The organism is Pararhodobacter zhoushanensis (assembly GCF_003990445.1).
Lineage (GTDB): Bacteria > Pseudomonadota > Alphaproteobacteria > Rhodobacterales > Rhodobacteraceae > Pararhodobacter > Pararhodobacter zhoushanensis.
Map to the genome: position 1 here is coordinate 150,952 of NZ_REEZ01000005.1, position 14,839 is coordinate 165,790.

The 14,839-nt window shown below is 64.4% G+C and carries 14 protein-coding genes; 8 read left to right on the forward strand and 6 right to left on the reverse strand.

The genetic code is table 11. The features are described 5' to 3' along the window. Positions 1–2,127, reverse strand: coding sequence for an acetate--CoA ligase family protein (locus EAE28_RS13350; protein WP_127107047.1), 2,127 nt, complete (start codon positions 2,125–2,127; stop codon positions 1–3). A gap of 89 nt (positions 2,128–2,216) precedes the next feature. Beyond that, positions 2,217–2,945: an SDR family oxidoreductase gene (locus tag EAE28_RS13355; RefSeq protein WP_127107049.1), complete on the reverse strand. Its 729-nt coding sequence runs from the start codon at positions 2,943–2,945 to the stop codon at positions 2,217–2,219. Between the two features lie 521 nt (positions 2,946–3,466). On the opposite strand from EAE28_RS13355, the gene EAE28_RS13360 reads away from it, so the two are divergent. The 5 genes from EAE28_RS13360 (at position 3,467) to EAE28_RS13380 (ending at position 8,278) form a co-directional block, all read left to right on the forward strand. Continuing rightward, positions 3,467–4,456, forward strand: a complete 990-nt coding sequence (locus EAE28_RS13360) for a Bug family tripartite tricarboxylate transporter substrate binding protein (protein ID WP_127107051.1) — start codon at positions 3,467–3,469, stop codon at positions 4,454–4,456. 106 nt (positions 4,457–4,562) lie between these two features. Continuing rightward, positions 4,563–5,552 (forward strand): Bug family tripartite tricarboxylate transporter substrate binding protein, encoded by a 990-nt coding sequence (locus tag EAE28_RS13365; RefSeq protein WP_127107053.1) that lies wholly within the window; start codon positions 4,563–4,565, stop codon positions 5,550–5,552. A 115-nt stretch (positions 5,553–5,667) separates the two neighbouring features. Then, on the forward strand, positions 5,668–6,126 hold the full coding sequence (locus EAE28_RS13370) for a tripartite tricarboxylate transporter TctB family protein (protein WP_164736630.1): 459 nt from the start codon (positions 5,668–5,670) through the stop codon (positions 6,124–6,126). Further along, entirely contained in the window at positions 6,123–7,661 is a 1,539-nt protein-coding gene (locus EAE28_RS13375) for a tripartite tricarboxylate transporter permease (protein ID WP_127107056.1), read from the forward strand. Before EAE28_RS13370 ends, EAE28_RS13375 begins: the two co-directional genes overlap by 4 nt. Before the next feature lie 98 nt (positions 7,662–7,759). Next, positions 7,760–8,278: an NADPH-dependent FMN reductase gene (locus EAE28_RS13380; RefSeq protein ID WP_127107058.1), complete on the forward strand. Its 519-nt coding sequence runs from the start codon at positions 7,760–7,762 to the stop codon at positions 8,276–8,278. Positions 8,279–8,333: 55 nt separating this feature from the next. Here EAE28_RS13380 and EAE28_RS13385 read toward each other — a convergent pair whose 3' ends face one another. Next, the gene (locus EAE28_RS13385; protein ID WP_127107060.1) at positions 8,334–9,182 is read right to left on the reverse strand and encodes a p-hydroxycinnamoyl CoA hydratase/lyase; all 849 of its coding nucleotides are present in this window, start codon (positions 9,180–9,182) and stop codon (positions 8,334–8,336) included. Between the two features lie 65 nt (positions 9,183–9,247). On the opposite strand from EAE28_RS13385, the gene EAE28_RS13390 reads away from it, so the two are divergent. After that, complete coding sequence (locus EAE28_RS13390) at positions 9,248–9,697, forward strand: MarR family winged helix-turn-helix transcriptional regulator (RefSeq protein ID WP_127107062.1); 450 nt, start codon at positions 9,248–9,250, stop codon at positions 9,695–9,697. A gap of 3 nt (positions 9,698–9,700) precedes the next feature. Here the strand turns inward: EAE28_RS13390 and EAE28_RS13395 are convergent, their stop codons facing one another. The 3 genes from EAE28_RS13395 to EAE28_RS13405 form a co-directional block, all read right to left on the reverse strand. Then, on the reverse strand, positions 9,701–10,906 hold the full coding sequence (locus tag EAE28_RS13395; protein WP_127107064.1) for an FAD-dependent monooxygenase: 1,206 nt from the start codon (positions 10,904–10,906) through the stop codon (positions 9,701–9,703). A 2-nt stretch (positions 10,907–10,908) separates the two neighbouring features. Next, complete coding sequence (locus EAE28_RS13400; protein ID WP_127107066.1) at positions 10,909–12,084, reverse strand: alpha/beta hydrolase family protein; 1,176 nt, start codon at positions 12,082–12,084, stop codon at positions 10,909–10,911. Positions 12,085–12,258: 174 nt separating this feature from the next. Next, positions 12,259–12,780, reverse strand: coding sequence for a VOC family protein (locus EAE28_RS13405; protein WP_127107068.1), 522 nt, complete (start codon positions 12,778–12,780; stop codon positions 12,259–12,261). A 75-nt stretch (positions 12,781–12,855) separates the two neighbouring features. Between EAE28_RS13405 and EAE28_RS13410 the strand changes: the two genes are divergently transcribed. Both EAE28_RS13410 and EAE28_RS13415 read left to right on the forward strand, forming a co-directional pair. Next, positions 12,856–13,566 (forward strand): helix-turn-helix transcriptional regulator, encoded by a 711-nt coding sequence (locus tag EAE28_RS13410; protein ID WP_127107070.1) that lies wholly within the window; start codon positions 12,856–12,858, stop codon positions 13,564–13,566. Between the two features lie 157 nt (positions 13,567–13,723). Continuing rightward, the gene (locus EAE28_RS13415) at positions 13,724–14,815 is read left to right on the forward strand and encodes a DUF475 domain-containing protein (RefSeq protein ID WP_127107072.1); all 1,092 of its coding nucleotides are present in this window, start codon (positions 13,724–13,726) and stop codon (positions 14,813–14,815) included. Positions 14,816–14,839: the final 24 nt, after the last annotated feature.

Consider the following 14,839-nt stretch of genomic DNA (forward strand, 5'->3'; position numbering starts at 1 on the left):
TCACTCGGTTACGAACAGCGCGTCCAGCGCGGTCACGCCCTCACCCTCGGCGTGCACCACCAGCGGGTTGATATCGACTTCCAGAATCTGCGGATTGGCCCGCATCAGCGCCCCCAGCTGCACCGCTACCTCGGCCACCGCCTGCACATCGCGTGCAGGCTGACCCCGGAACGCGCCAAGCAGCTTGGCGGCTTTCAGCTTGCCGATCTCGGCCTTGGCACGCGCCACGCTGACATCGGCGGGCATCAGGCGCGAGTCCTTCAGAACCTCGATCCACACGCCGCCCAGGCCCACCAGCACCATCGGCCCCCAGTTGGGGTCGCGCATCGCGCCGATGACCAGTTCCAGCCCCGGCTTCACCATTTCCTCGACCAGCACGCCATCCAGCTCCAACCCCGGCGCAGCGCGCTGAACGTTGCCGATCAGCCGGTCCCAGCCGTCGCGCAACGCCGCCTCGTCGCTCAGGTTGATCAACACCGCGCCTGCGTCGCTCTTGTGGCTGAGCTTGGCGGCCTGCGCCTTGATCACCACCGGATAGCCGATGCGCGCGGCGATGCTGACAGCCTCATCCACGGTGCGCGCCATCCCGCCCTGCGGCACGGCAACGCCCGCCGAACCCAGTGCCTGCTTGCCCAGATATTCCACCACCGCGCCACCGGCGGGCAGGTCCAGCGCAGGTGCATCGCGGGTATCGCGGTCTTCGGCGGCAACGCGCGCGGCGGCATAGTCGCTGACCAGTTTCATCGCGCGCATCGCCCGCTCGGGTGAGCGGAAGAACGGCACACCACAGGCGCGCACCTTGTCCACGAAGGGCGGGGTCAGGGGGTATTCGTCACCGATCAGCGCAAAGACGATGGGCTTTTGCGCGGTTTCATAGACCGGCAGCAGGTAGTCGATCTTTTTGAGCTGCATGCCCGGCGAGCCCCCGGCATGCACGCTCAGAATGATGCCGACATTCGGATCATTCAGCATCGCCGTGGCCGAGGTGCCATAGATCCCCGGATTGGCAAAGCCGGTGGTGCCAATGTCGAACGGGTTATCGACATGCACATAGTCGGGGACATGGGTGGACAGCTCGGCCTCGGTCTCGGGCGCCAGTTTCGCAATCTCCAGCCCGACGCTTTCGCCGAAATCGAACGCCAGTCCGCGGATCGCGCCCGAGTTGGTGATGATCCCCGCGCCACCCGGCGCAGGCGTCGGAAAGCGCACCAGAATGGCGCAGCAGTCGAACATCTCGTCCAGCGTCGGCACGCAGACCACGGCTTCGGCCCGCGCGGCGGCGAGCATCATCGCATGATCCCCGGCCAGCGCGCCGGTGTGGCTTTCGGCGGCCTTGCGGCCCCGCTCGCTGGAGCCGGGGTGCAGCATGACGATGGGCTTGCCGACAGCGCGGGCGCGTGCGGCAAGGGTCAGGAAGCGGGCCGGGTCGCGCAATTGCTCGACATAAACGGCGAGCACGGCGATCTTGGGATCGTCCAGGGCGTGCTCGATGAAATCCTCGGCCCCCAGCTGCGCCTCATTCCCCGTCGCCACGACATGCGACAGCGAGATTGCGCGCGACTGCAGCGCGAAGCGGATATTGGCCGCCGTCGCGCCCGATTGCGCGATGATCGCCACGCGGTTGCCGGTGCCCGCGTCATGCTTGGCAATCGGTTCGAAGGTCATCGGGATGCCGGCGACAAAATTGGTGTAGCCCATGCAGTTAGGGCCCAGCAGCGTCACGCCCGCATCAGAGCACAGCTGCGCCAGCTCTTCCTGCTGGCGGCGGCCCTCGTCGGATGCTTCGGCAAAACCCGAAGTATAGACGACGATCCCGCGGACGCCCTGCGCGATGCACTCGACCACCGACTGACGAATCGCCTTGTGCGGCACGATCAGCACTGCCACGTCGATGTCGCGCGGCAGCTCGGCGATGGTCTTGACGCAGGGCCGCCCGTTGATCTCGTCGCGCGAGCGGCTGACCAGATGAATCGCGCCTTTGTAGCCAAAGGATTCAAGGTTCGACAGCACCCCGCCACCGATCGAATCGCGCTCGGGCGAGGCGCCAAGAATGGCGATGGACTGCGGGTTCAGCAGCCGTTCGATCGCTGCTTTGCCCAGCCCGTTTTGCGTGTCGCCAACCGTCATTCTGCTCTCCCCCAAAGTCTGAGCCTGTCGGCCCGCTGCGATTTGGTTATCAGGGAGCCGTATATCTGTCAACGCGCTGCGACGCGCTCTTAACCCCGACCAAGGAAGGGCATGGTTACCGGCAGAATCGTGCTCTCATAGAGGTTCACGTCGTCCGGCAGGGACGCCATCAGGACCACCACCCGCGCGACGTCTTCGGCTGCCATCGTGCCGTCGCGCTTCTGGTCGGTGATGCCCGGTACAAGGCTGCTGATGGTCGAGCCGGGGTGCACCATCGACACGGCGATGCCGTGCGGACGGCCGTCCAGCGCCAGCGAGCGGGTCAGCCCCTCAAGCCCGAACTTGCTGGCGGTATAGGCTGCGGTATCGGGGCGCGGCACCTTGGCCGAGATCGAGCCGACGTTCAGAATGCGCCCCGGCTTGCCCGCCGCGATCATTGCCCGCATGGCCGCCCGCGAGCCCAGAAACACCGACGTGAGGTTCGCGCCGATCACTTCGCTCCACCGCGCCATCGACAGATCGACCGTCGGCGTGTGGTCGGCGATCCCGGCGTTGTTCACCACCAGCGCGGGCGGGCCATAGGCGGACTGACAGGCGGCAAACAGCGCGTCGACCTGCGCTTCGTCCGTCATGTCGGTCGGCACGGCCAGCGCAGTGCCGCCAGCCGCTTCGATCCGGGTGACCAGCGCGGCCAGCTTGTCGGCGCTGCGGGCGGCGACCACCACATTGGCACCCTGCGCGGCCAGCGCCTCGGCGATGGCAAGCCCGATGCCCGAACTGGCCCCGGTGACGATGGTAACGCGATCTTTGAGCAGCATGGAACGTCCTTTCTGAGATGCGCGAAATTTGCTGACGGCAAATGCGATTTGTCAATGTATCGTAACCCCATCCGGCAAAATCAGCGCGCTGGTGTCAGAATCAGACATCCTTCGGTTGTGCTGGCCGCATGGCGGGGGCGATGGGTGTATGCATCGGTGAATTTCAGGGCAGCGGCGGGCGGGTCTGACGGCAGTCAAATGCCCTGAAATCCGACATCGTATAAATTGATATGATAGAATTGAAGTGATGTATGGGAGCCGAATATAGGTAAAAAGCTAAATATTAACAATGTTTTGCGCGTCGTTTCGCAACCGCAGAATCACCGCATCGCGCTGATTTGAGGTGAAAATAGCTGTTGACTGTGAGGGTCTCCCTCGCATGATGCTGTATACGAACAGGAGGCAATGCCGCGCTATCGGCGTCGCTGCGCCACAGAACCCGCGAACGGGGCATGGCTGCGGCGACTGACGATGGCTGCGGACCGTAAGTCGTCATCAGGGAAAATGGGAGGATTGACCCTATGAACTCGTTTATCACCACCACACGCCGCAAATTGCTGGTTCTTGCCGGCGGGGCCGCGATGGCCACCGCCGTCACGCTGCCCGCCTTTGCGCAAGAAGCCTATCCGTCGCGTCCGATTACCTTTGTCTGTGCCTTCCCGGCCGGCAGCGGTGCGGACGTGCTGGTGCGCTACTTCGCCAACGCGATTCAGGAATCGTCAGGCCACACGATCATCGTCGAGAACAAGCCCGGCGCGTCGGGCAGCATCTCGGCGGAATACGTCGCGCGTTCGGATCCTGACGGCTACACCGTTTATGTCCACTCGGGCTTTTCCACCGCCGTTAACTACTCGCTGTGGAACACCCCGGCGATTGATCCGCGCAGTGACCTGATGGGCGTGGCCGGGATCAACGAACAGCCGTTCTATATCGTCGTCGGTGTCGATTCCGAAATCCAGTCGATCGAACAGCTGAATGCCTATCTGCTCGAAGCAGGCGATGAAGCGACGTATGGCGTCAGCGCGACCTCGGGTCGTCTGCTGGCCGCGCAGTACCTGTCCGAACTGGGCGGAACCCCGGTTGAGGTGCCCTATCGCACCGGCATGGAAATGGTCCCCGATGTCGTCAATCTGGGCGTTGATTTCGCCGTGACCGACCCGGTGACCGCGATGGTGCAAGAGCGCGAAGGCCGTCTGCGCGTGCTGGCTACCGGTGCGGGCCGTCGTCTGGACGTGGCGCCTGAAGTGCCCTCGCTGACCGAGTTCGGCATGGATGTCGATCAGATGGGTGTCTGGGCAGCCTATGTCCCGGCAGGAACGCCGCAGGACGTGGTCGATACGCTGGCGGGTATGTTCCAAGGCGTGCTCGAAACCGACGACACGCAGGCCTACCTGCGCACCATGGGCGGCGTTCCGTGGATCGCGACCCCGGCCGAAGTGGACGAGCGCATGGCGCAGAACGTCGAACTTGGGGCTTATCTGGTCGATCTGGCCGAACTTCCCAAGAACTGACGCAGCGACAGCATGCCCCCCGATACGTGGGGGCATGCCGACGATCTGGGGTCGTGTTGAGAGGGAAACACGTCTCCGTCAGCGAAAAAAACGGGAGGATTGATCCATGAAGACACTCTTTGCAACGACTCGCCGCCAGCTGCTGGCCCTTGCCGGAGGGGCCGCGATGGCCACCGCCGTCACCGTGCCCGCGTTCGCGCAAGAGGCGTACCCGTCGCGTCCGATCACCTTTGTCTGCGCCTTTCCGGCCGGTAGCGGTGCCGACGTTCTGGTCCGCTACTTTGCCAACGGGATTCAGGAATCGACCGGCCACACGATCATCGTCGAAAACAAGCCGGGTGCTGCGGGCAGCATCTCGGCCGAGTATGTCGCGCGCTCTGATCCCGATGGCTATACGGTCTACGTTCACTCGGGCTTTTCCACGGCCGTGAACTATTCGCTGTGGAACACCCCGGCCATCGACCCGCGCACCGATCTGATGGGTGTGGCCGGGCTGAGTGCGCTGGCGTTCTATCTGGTTGTGGGGGTCGACTCTCCGTACCAGACGATCGAAGACCTGAACGCCTATCTGCTCGAAGCAGGCGATCAGGCGACGTTCGGTGCCAGCGCGACCTCGGGCCGTTTGTTGACCGCACAATACCTGTCCGAACTGGGGGCTTCCCCGGTCGAGGTGCCGTATCGCACCGGGGCCGAGTTGATCCCCGATGTCGTCAACGGCGCGGTTGATTTCGCTGTGACCGATGGGGTGAACGCCTTGGTTCAACAGCGTGAGGGTCGCCTGCGTCTGCTCGCCACCGGGGCTGGCACCCGGATGGAGGTCGCGCCCGATGTGCCCTCGCTGACCGAGTTCGGGATGGACGTTGATCAGGTCGGTGTCTGGGGTGCCTATGTCGCGCCCGGCACGCCGCAAGAGATTGTCGACCAACTGGCGGCGATGTTCGACGGCGTGCTTGCGACCGAAGAAACGCGCGAATTCCTGGCGCGCGCGGGCAGCATTGTCTGGCGCGCGACACCGGCCGAAGTCGACCAGCAAATGGCCGATGACGTCGAGCTTGGGGCTTATCTGGTCGATCTGGCCGGTATCCCCAAGAACTGAGACAGGACCGCAGCCGGAGTTCAGCCCCGGCGGCAGAACGATCGGGCGTCGGGGGGCTACGCTCTCCGACGTTCTCACTTGAAAGCCCACGGGTTACCGCGCACGGGAGGTGCAGTTGACCAAAATCAAGACAATCGACGTATGCGCAGGGGCGTTTATCGTCCTGATCGGCGTACTCGCCATCGTCGAGTCGCTCAGCTTCGAAATCGGGACGACGCGTCGCATCGGACCGGGCTATTTCCCCTTTTACGTCGGCCTGTTCATGGTGGTTCTGGGGGTCGTGATCGCCCTGGAACGGCTGTGGACCAAGTCGCTCGCGGATACCGAATTCTCGTTTCCGCCGCTCCGTGCGCCGCTGTTGATCATGGCCGCGGTCGTCACCTTTGCGGTGATGGTCGAGCGTTTCGGGCTGATCCCGGCGGTCGGCGTCGGGGTGTTTCTGGCATCGCTGGCGGATACCAACACAACGCTGATGCAAAAGCTGACGGTCTCTGTTGCCGTGCCGCTTGTTGCCACACTGATATTCAAGATCGGGCTGGATATGCATGTTGACGTGATCCGGTGGCGGCCATGAGCGATTTCGTCTCAAATCTGTCGCTGGGCTTCTCGGTTGCCTTCTCGTGGCAGGCAATGGCCTATTGCTTTCTCGGCGTGTCGCTGGGAACGTTCATCGGCGTTCTGCCCGGCATCGGTTCGCTGGCGGCCATCGCCATGCTGCTGCCGCTGACCTTCGGCATGGAGCCAACGCATGCGTTGATCATGCTGGCGGGCATCTACTATGGCTCGAACTATGGCGGCTCGACCGCGTCGATCCTGCTCAACCTGCCGGGCACCCCGTCGTCGGCGGTGACCTGCATCGAAGGCTACCCGATGTCCCAGCAGGGCCGCGCAGGCGTGGCGCTGTTCATGACGGCGATCGCGTCCTTTGTCGGCTCGATCTGCGGCATGCTGATCATGGCGATCTTCTCCCCACCCATTGCAGCCCTTGCGTTCAGTTTTTCAGCCCCTGACTTCTTCTCGCTCATGGTGCTGGGGATGATCGCGGCCTCGACCCTCGCCTCTGGCTCGCCGATCAAAGGGCTGGCGATGATCGGGCTGGGGCTGATCATGGGCATGGTCGGGCGCGATCTCTATTCCGGCCTGCTGCGCTTTTCCTACGGCGTTGACGAGCTATACGAGGGCCTGCCGCTGGTCGCCGTGGCGCTGGGTATCTTCGGTCTGCCCGAGGTGATCAAGAACGCCGGTCAGATCACCGGCCGCACGGTCAAGGCCAAGGACATCTCGTTCCGCTCGATGCTGCCGACCCGCGATGACTGGCGGCGCAGCTGGGGTGCCATGGGGCGCGGCACCGCGCTGGGCAGCTTCTTTGGCGCGCTGCCGGGCACCGGCGGGCTGCTGGCCAGCTTCATGTCCTACGCCACCGAGCGCCGTCTGTCCAAAGAGCCCTGGCGCTTTGGCAAAGGCGCGATCGAGGGCATCGCCGGGCCTGAGGCCGCCAACAACGCCGCCGTACAGACCGCCTTTATCCCGACGCTGACGCTGGGCATTCCGGGCGATATCGTCATGGCGATCATGCTGGGGGCGCTGACGATCCACGGCATCCAGCCGGGTGTGTCGGTGATCAACTCGCACCCCGATCTGTTCTGGGGTCTGCTGGTCAGCTTCCTGTTCGGCAACATGATGCTGTTGGTGCTCAATATCCCGCTGATCGGGCTGTGGGTGCGGATGCTGTCGATCCCGTACTGGGTGCTCTATCCGTTCATCGTCGCCTTTATCTGCATCGGCGTTTACAGCGTGAACAGCTCGGTGGTGGATCTATATGTGCTGATCTTCTTCGGCTTCCTCGGGGTGGTGATGACCACGCTCAAGTTCGAGCCCGCGCCCCTGGTGCTGGGCCTGATTCTGGGGCCAATGCTGGAAGAGAATATGCGGCGGGCGCTGACCTTGTCGCGGGGCGATTACACGGTGTTCTTCACCCGCCCCATCTCGGGAATGTTCATGGCGATGGCCGCACTGGTCCTGATCTGGACCATCTATGGTGCGATCAAGGCCCGCAGTGTCCGGCGCGACCACCTGCGCGAGATGGCGCGGAACCTGCCCGACGATTGAGGGCACAGCGCGTTTTAAGCAAGGGCGGCGGGGAAACCTGCCGCCCTTTTGCTGTGCGTGGCGTTGATCTTCGCCTCCACCGCCGATAGCTCGGGGGTATGAACATCCTTGCGATCTCGGGCAGTGGGCGTGCCGCTTCGACCAACACGGCGCTGTTGCGCGCGGTGGCCGGGATTGCGCAGCCTGCGCACCGTGTGACGGTGTGGGACGGCATCGCCGGCTTGCCGGTGTTCACGCCTGATCTGGAAGGCGGGCCGCTGCCCGCCCCGGTCCAGCACGTCGCCGATCTGATCCGCGCCAGTGACGGCGTGATCATCGCCAGTCCCGAATACGTCCGCGCCATCCCGGGCGGGCTGAAGAACGCGATTGACTGGCTGGTGTCGCGCGATGAGATCATTACCAAGCCCATCGCGCTGCTGCATGCGTCGCATCGCGGCGACGACATGCTGGCGCAGCTGCGGCTGGTGCTGGGGACGGTCAGTCAGCGCTTCGCGCCCGAGATCTTCGCCCGCTTCCCGCTGATGAAGCTGTCGCCGGACGAGATCGCGCAGCGCATGGACGCGCCCGAGAACCGCGCGGCGGTCGAGGCCTTTCTGACCGCCTTCGCCGCGTTCTGAAACGCAAAAGGGCGGCAGGTTTCCCCGCCGCCCCTTCAACACGCCGAGAAACCTCTCAGCCCGCGTCTTTGTCATAGGCACCCAGACCCGGGCGGTATTTCTTTTCGTCGATGAACTGGCTCATGCCCTTTTCCGCCCCGCGCGACTTGTCGCGGAAGGTGGTCTGGTCCGACTTGGCCATCAGGTAATCCAGCGACTGTTCCCAGCCCATCTGGCGCACGTGGTGATAGGCCGTCTTGCAGGCGCGCAGCACGTTGGGGTTCTTGGCCCGCAGCGTTTGCGCCAGCTTGGACGCCTCGGCGCGCAGCTGATCGGCGGGGACGGATTTATTGACCAGCTTCATCTCGGCGGCCTGTTTGCCGTCGAAGGTCTCACCGGTCATGATGTAATACATCGCGTCGCGCTGGCTCATCACCATCGACACCGATTTGGTGACGATCCCGGCGGGAATGATCCCCCAGTTGATTTCCGACAGACCAAAGGTCGCGTCGTCAGAGGCAATCGCCAGATCGCAGCCGATCAGGATCTGGAACGCGCCGCCAAAGCACCAGCCGTTGACGGCGGCGATGGTCGGCTTGCGGTAGAACATCGTGCGGCGCCATTGCCACGCGGCGTTCTGCGCGAACAGCTTGTCGCGCTCATGCGGCGGCCAGCTTTCCGTCTCGCGGAAGTATTCCTTCAGATCCTGCCCGGCCGAGAAGGCATCGCCCGCGCCGGTGATCACAATCACCTCGGCCGCGTCGTCGGCTTCCAGCGCGTCGAACACCGCCGTCATTTCCCGCACGATGGCCGGGTTGATGGCGTTGCGCTTGTCCGGGCGGTTCATCGTGACCCATGCCACGCCGTCCTCGATCGAGACCGTGACCGCGTTGCCCCAGCCAGTGCCTGATGTTTCGTGACTCATTGTCAGCCTCCCTGTGTTCCTCTACGCTTTGGAAAGAGAACATATCAGGGTGCCTTATACTGTCAATGTCTGATCCACATGATCTGGCCACTTTGCGGCCGCGCCTCATCTATTTGCTCAACAGCCTCAACCTACTGGCGCGTAAATCGCTGGACGAGCGGCTGAAACCCTTCAATCTGGGCGGGCTGCAATACACCATTCTGGCGCTGGTTCGTGACCGCGAGGGGATCAGTTCGGCCGAGCTGTCGCGCCGGTTCTTCGTGACGCCGCAGACGATGAACGAAAGCGTCACGGCGCTGGAACGCCGCGGCCTGATCGCCCGGTCCGAGAGCGAAGCGAATAAACGCATCCTCAATTCGCGCATCACCGATGACGGGCGCGCACTGCTGGACGAGTGCGACCAGATCGCCGATGCCGTCGAGCGTGACGTGTTCGGCGACCTCTCCGACAGCGATCAAAAGATGCTGCACCGCATGTTGCGCGACCAGCAGCTCAAGATGCGGACGGCGGGCTAAGGCTCAGGCCGGGATCGGCAGGCGCGTCGCGTCGTATTCGAACAGCCAGTCATAGCGCAGACGGACCTTGTCCGGCTGCCACTCGCGCTCGACATAGCGCGGGGCCTCGACCGGATCGGCCAGCACCGGGTTGTGGAAGCGGTGCAGGTTGGCCTCGGACCCGGTGACGATGGCGGCTGTGCGTTCCGAGCGAAGGGCCTCATAGGTCTTGAGCGCGCCCTGCGGATCGCTTGGCGCATCCTCAAGGCAGCGCGCCAGAATATAGCCGTCCTCGATCGCCATTATCGCGCCCTGCGCCAGAAACGGCAGCGTCGGGTGGCAGGCGTCGCCCAGCAGCGTCACGCGGCCCTGCGTCCAGTTCGGCAGCGGATCGCGGCTGACCAGCGCCCAGCGGAACGGCTGGTCCAGCGTGTCGATCACCGCGTGGATCAGCGGGTTCCAGCCAGCGAAATCGGCTTTGCACTCGGCCTGCGTGCCCGCCTCGGTCCAGCTTTCGCTGGTCCATGCACGGTTCTCCACCAGCCCGACAAAATTGAGCAGCCGGTTGCCGCTGATCGGATAGGTGATCACATGGCCGCCCGGCCCGATCCAGTTGGTGCCCACGGGGCGCTGCAATTCGGCGGGCAGAGCCTCCATCGGCGCCAGCCCGCGCCAGGCCATCAGCCCGGTGAAGCGCGCCTGCGGCGATTTCCACATCTGCGAGCGCAGCTTGGAATGCACACCGTCCGCACCGACCAGCACATCGGCCCGAATCTGCCGCCCATCCGCCAGCCGCAAGGTCACATTGTCCGCGTCCTGCTCGAACCCCAACGCCTGCGCGCCGGTGATCACCGCGTCGGGCTTCAGCGCGCGCACGGCCTCCAGCAACACGCGGTGCAGCTCGCCCCGGTGCACCATCCAGTAGGGCGCGCCGAAACGCTCGATGCTGTCAGCCCCCAGATCGAACAGCTTCCACGTCTGGCCGGTGTTCCACAGCCGCACTTCCTTGGCCGCCGCTTCGCAGACGATGTCCGCCAGCCGCTCTTCCAGCCCCAGCTCGATCAGCACGCGCGAGCCATTGGCCGCCATCTGGATGCCAGCGCCCAGTTCGGCCAGCACGGGGGCTTGCTCGAACACGGTCACATCAAAGCCGCGCTGCAACAGCGCCAGTGCGGCGGTCAGGCCACCAATGCCAGCCCCGGCGATCAGGATTGTCGGTTTCGCGCTCATTCTCAGCCCTCCAGCCCCCGCGCCGCGCACCAGGCGGCAACGGTGTCGATGCACTGGGTCAGCAGCTCGGGCTGGCCCAGATAATAATGCGTTGCGCCCGGCAGCTCGACATAGGTGGCGTCCGGTGTCGCCAGCGCCGCGCGGATCGCCGGGTTATGCGTCGCGGGCACGGCGTCATCGGCGCCGTTGACGATCTGCAGAACCGGCGCATCGGTAATGCGGGCGGCGTTCAGCGGGCCCTTGGCGTTGGACAGATCATAGCTCCACTGGCTGAGCCACGAGCGCAGCGAGGTATAGCGCGCCAGTCCGACGGGGCCGACATTCACCGTCATCGGATGCCCCATATAGGTCCATTCCGGCTTGCGTCCGTTGGGGTCCAGCGTCGGATCCAGCCAGCGCACATCGCACATCGTGCGGTGCACGACGAAAGCGCGCTCGACCTCGGGCGTGCCGCGCGCTTTCAGCTCGGCCAGCAGCCCCTGCGCCCACGCCGTAATCCGCCGGTTGCGCGCCCGCTGTGCGTCGCGGAAGCGGGCGACGAAATCGGCGGAATAGGGTGGCTGGTGCGGGCAATCGGCGGAATAGATGTCAAACTCGGGATCGCGTTTGTCTGGGTCGGTTTCATCCAGCACCGAGGGGTCCAGCCATTCCGTCAGCGTCTCGGCCCGGCTCAGGTGGGCAGCGATGAACACGACACCATCCGCCGGGCTCAGCCCCGCTGCGGTCAGGTCCACCGGGTCACCGGCGGGGGTCTGGGTGATCGTCGGATGCTCGGCCTGCGCCTGATAGAACAGCGACAATGACCCACCGCCGGACCAGCCGACCAGCACGACCTTGGCATAGCCCAAGGTCTCGCGGGCATGACGGATCCACGCGCCCAGATCCAGCGCCACCTTCTCCATGATCAGCGCCGAGTCGTTCTTGGCATAGCGGCTGGCGGCGCACAGGACATGAAAGCCCCGATCAGCCAGCGCCATCGGCATCGGCAGCAGTTGCAGGGTCGAGGTCGGGTGCATGAACACGAACACCGTCTTCGCGTCGGCCTCGCCCCGCAGCAATTGCCCCTCAAGGTTCACCATGCCTGAGTTGCCGGCAAAGCCGTAAACCTCGGTTGCTTTGACATTCTCGGCAAACGAGACGATCTCAAGCTGGCGGCGCCAAGGGGCTTTTGTCTGCATTATCAAGATTTTCCGGCGATCCTGTGCCAACGGGTATGGCCCCGCGTGGCGTTTGTTTTTGTTGAACGTGATTGTATTATTCCGAATAAATCGGCTGCGTCAACCAGTCACAGGCCCCCTGACATGCGAAAGGGGCCGCCCGGCGGGCGACCCCCTGACAGTCTGTGCGCGGTATCAGGCCTTTTGCGCCAGCAGCCGGGCTTTCTTGGCGCCCCATTCCTTCAGGATGCCGTGCGCCGCTTTCGCTTCCTGTTCCAGATACCCCGGCTCATCGACCCGCGCGGTCACTTCCAGCCGCAACCCGTTGGGGTCGAAGAAATAGATCGACTTGATGAAATGATGGTCCACCACCGGCGTCACATCGACCCCCGCCGCCTTGAGCCGCTCGCCCATCGCCTCGACCGCTTCCACGCTCTCCAGCTCGACCGCGAAATGCATCACCCAGCTGGGCGTGTTGGGCGAGGGCAGGGGCATCTCGTTCTCGCCCAGATCAAAGAACGCGATGTACGAGCCATCGCCCATTTCAAAGAAGAAATGCGCATAGGGCTTTTCTTCGCCGGTCGAGGGCACCTTGTCGGCCATCATGCAGGCGACCAGCGGCAGGCCCAGAATATCCTCGTAAAACGCGCGGGTTTCCTCGCCGTCGCGGCACGGAAACGAATAGTGGTACAGACCCTTGATGGCGGGAATGCTCATGGCGGACTCCTCCTGTTGCGTTTGACACGCTAGCGGGGGCGGGCTTAGGCTGTGTCCCACTTCAGGGGGGACAAGTTGCCGGATCTCGATGCCTTTGCGCCGCTGGTGGCAAGCCTCGGTCAGCCCGGTTTCGCCCCCGCGCTGATGGCGCTGCTCCATGCCGAATGCGGGGCCGACCTATGCTCGGTCTTCGCGATCGAGGGCGAGGGGGCCAGCGTGCTTGTGGCCGAAAGCATCGCCCCGGAACGCTCGGCCTTCGCGCGTGTCGCATCGCTGCGCTATGCCCAACGCTACTGGCGGCGCGACACCTCGGCGGCCAGTACGCTGGGCCGCGCGCATCGGGCTGTGCAGGTGCTCAAACGCCCGGCGCAGGGGATTCTGGACATCGATTACCGCCACGAATGCTACACCGAGGGCGCGGTGGTCGAGCGGCTGTCGCTCTACCGCGCGGGCACGCCGGGGATCATCGCCAACGCCTACCGCGCCCGCGATTCGGGCCCCTTCACCCCCGACCACCTGCGCGCCTTTGCGGCTATGGCGACGCTCTTGCACGCGGCGCTCGCCCGCCACGCTGCGCTGGCCAGACCGCCCGAGCAACCCGCCACGACCCTCAGCTGGCGCGAGGCGCAGGTCGCCACCATGACCGCCGACGGGGCCGAGCAACCGCAGATCGCCGAGGCGCTCAACCTCGCGCCCAGTTCGGTGATCACCTACCGCAAGCGCGCCTATGCCAAACTGGGGGTCAGCAACCGCCACCAGCTGCGCGCGCTGTTGACGGGTGAGTGACGTCACGATCAGCGCCCTTTGCCAAAGGCCTGCGCAATGCTATATGACAGGCGTCCGCTTCGGCGGACAGCCAATCGGTGACCGGGCCCCTCTGGCGAGAGTAGCGGCGCTCTCGTGATGTCGGCACTGAACGCAAACAGCCGCGTGACGCATGTCCATGAACCGCAGGTCGACCCTCGCATCCGAGGCTACGCGCACTCAGGCGCATAGCAGCATATTCCGCTATTTCCGCTGGGCTTTCATCGTCACCGCGCTGGGTCTGGCGCTGGGCGCAGCCCTGGGCTGGCAAAGCACGGGCACCGTGTCGGGCACCTTCGGCGTGTTCATCATAGTCGCCGTGCTGGCGGTGCTGGAAATCTCGCTGTCCTTTGACAACGCCATCGTGAATGCCAACAAGCTCAAGGACATGCGCCCCGAATGGCAGCGCCGGTTCCTGACCTGGGGCATCGTGATCGCGGTGTTCGGGATGCGTATCCTGTTCCCGCTGATGATCGTGGTGATCGCCGCCCATATCGGCCCGTGGCAGGCGCTGATGCTTGCCGCCACTGAACCGGCCGAATATGCCCATATCATGCATGACGCGCACCTGCCGATCGCGGCTTTTGGCGGCACCTTCCTGATGATGGTCGGGCTGTCGTTCTTTTTCGACCACGAAAAGGACGTGCACTGGATGCAATGGCTCGAAAGCACCATGGCCCGTTCGGCCACCGTGCGCGGCATCGAGGTTGCCGTGGTGCTGATCCTGGTGCTGGTCTTTTCGCGCTTTCTGCAGGGGGTTGAGCGCCACACCTTCATGCTCGCCGCCGTCTGGGGCCTGCTGACCTTTCTGCTGGTCGAGGTATTGGGCGGGCTGCTCGACAGCACCCAGGGCGCGCTGAAGACCGCGGCGCGGGGAGGCATCGGGGCGTTCCTGTATCTGGAAGTGCTCGATGCCTCGTTCAGCTTTGACGGCGTGATCGGGGCCTTCGCGCTCAGCCAGAACCTGTTCGTCATCGCCATCGGGCTGGGCATCGGCGCGATGTATGTGCGCGCGATGACCATCATGCTGGTCGAAAAGGGCACGCTGGCCGAATACCGCTATCTGGAGCACGGCGCCTTCTACGCCATCATCGCGCTGTCGGTGATCATGTACGCGCAATCGCTGTTCCCGATCCCCGAGGTCGTCACCGGCCTGTTCGGCGCGGCGCTGATCGGCGTGTCGTTCTGGTCCTCGATCCGCTGGAACAAGCGTTTCGCCTGCAAGGAGTGACGCTGCGCCAAGCGTGCAACAGGC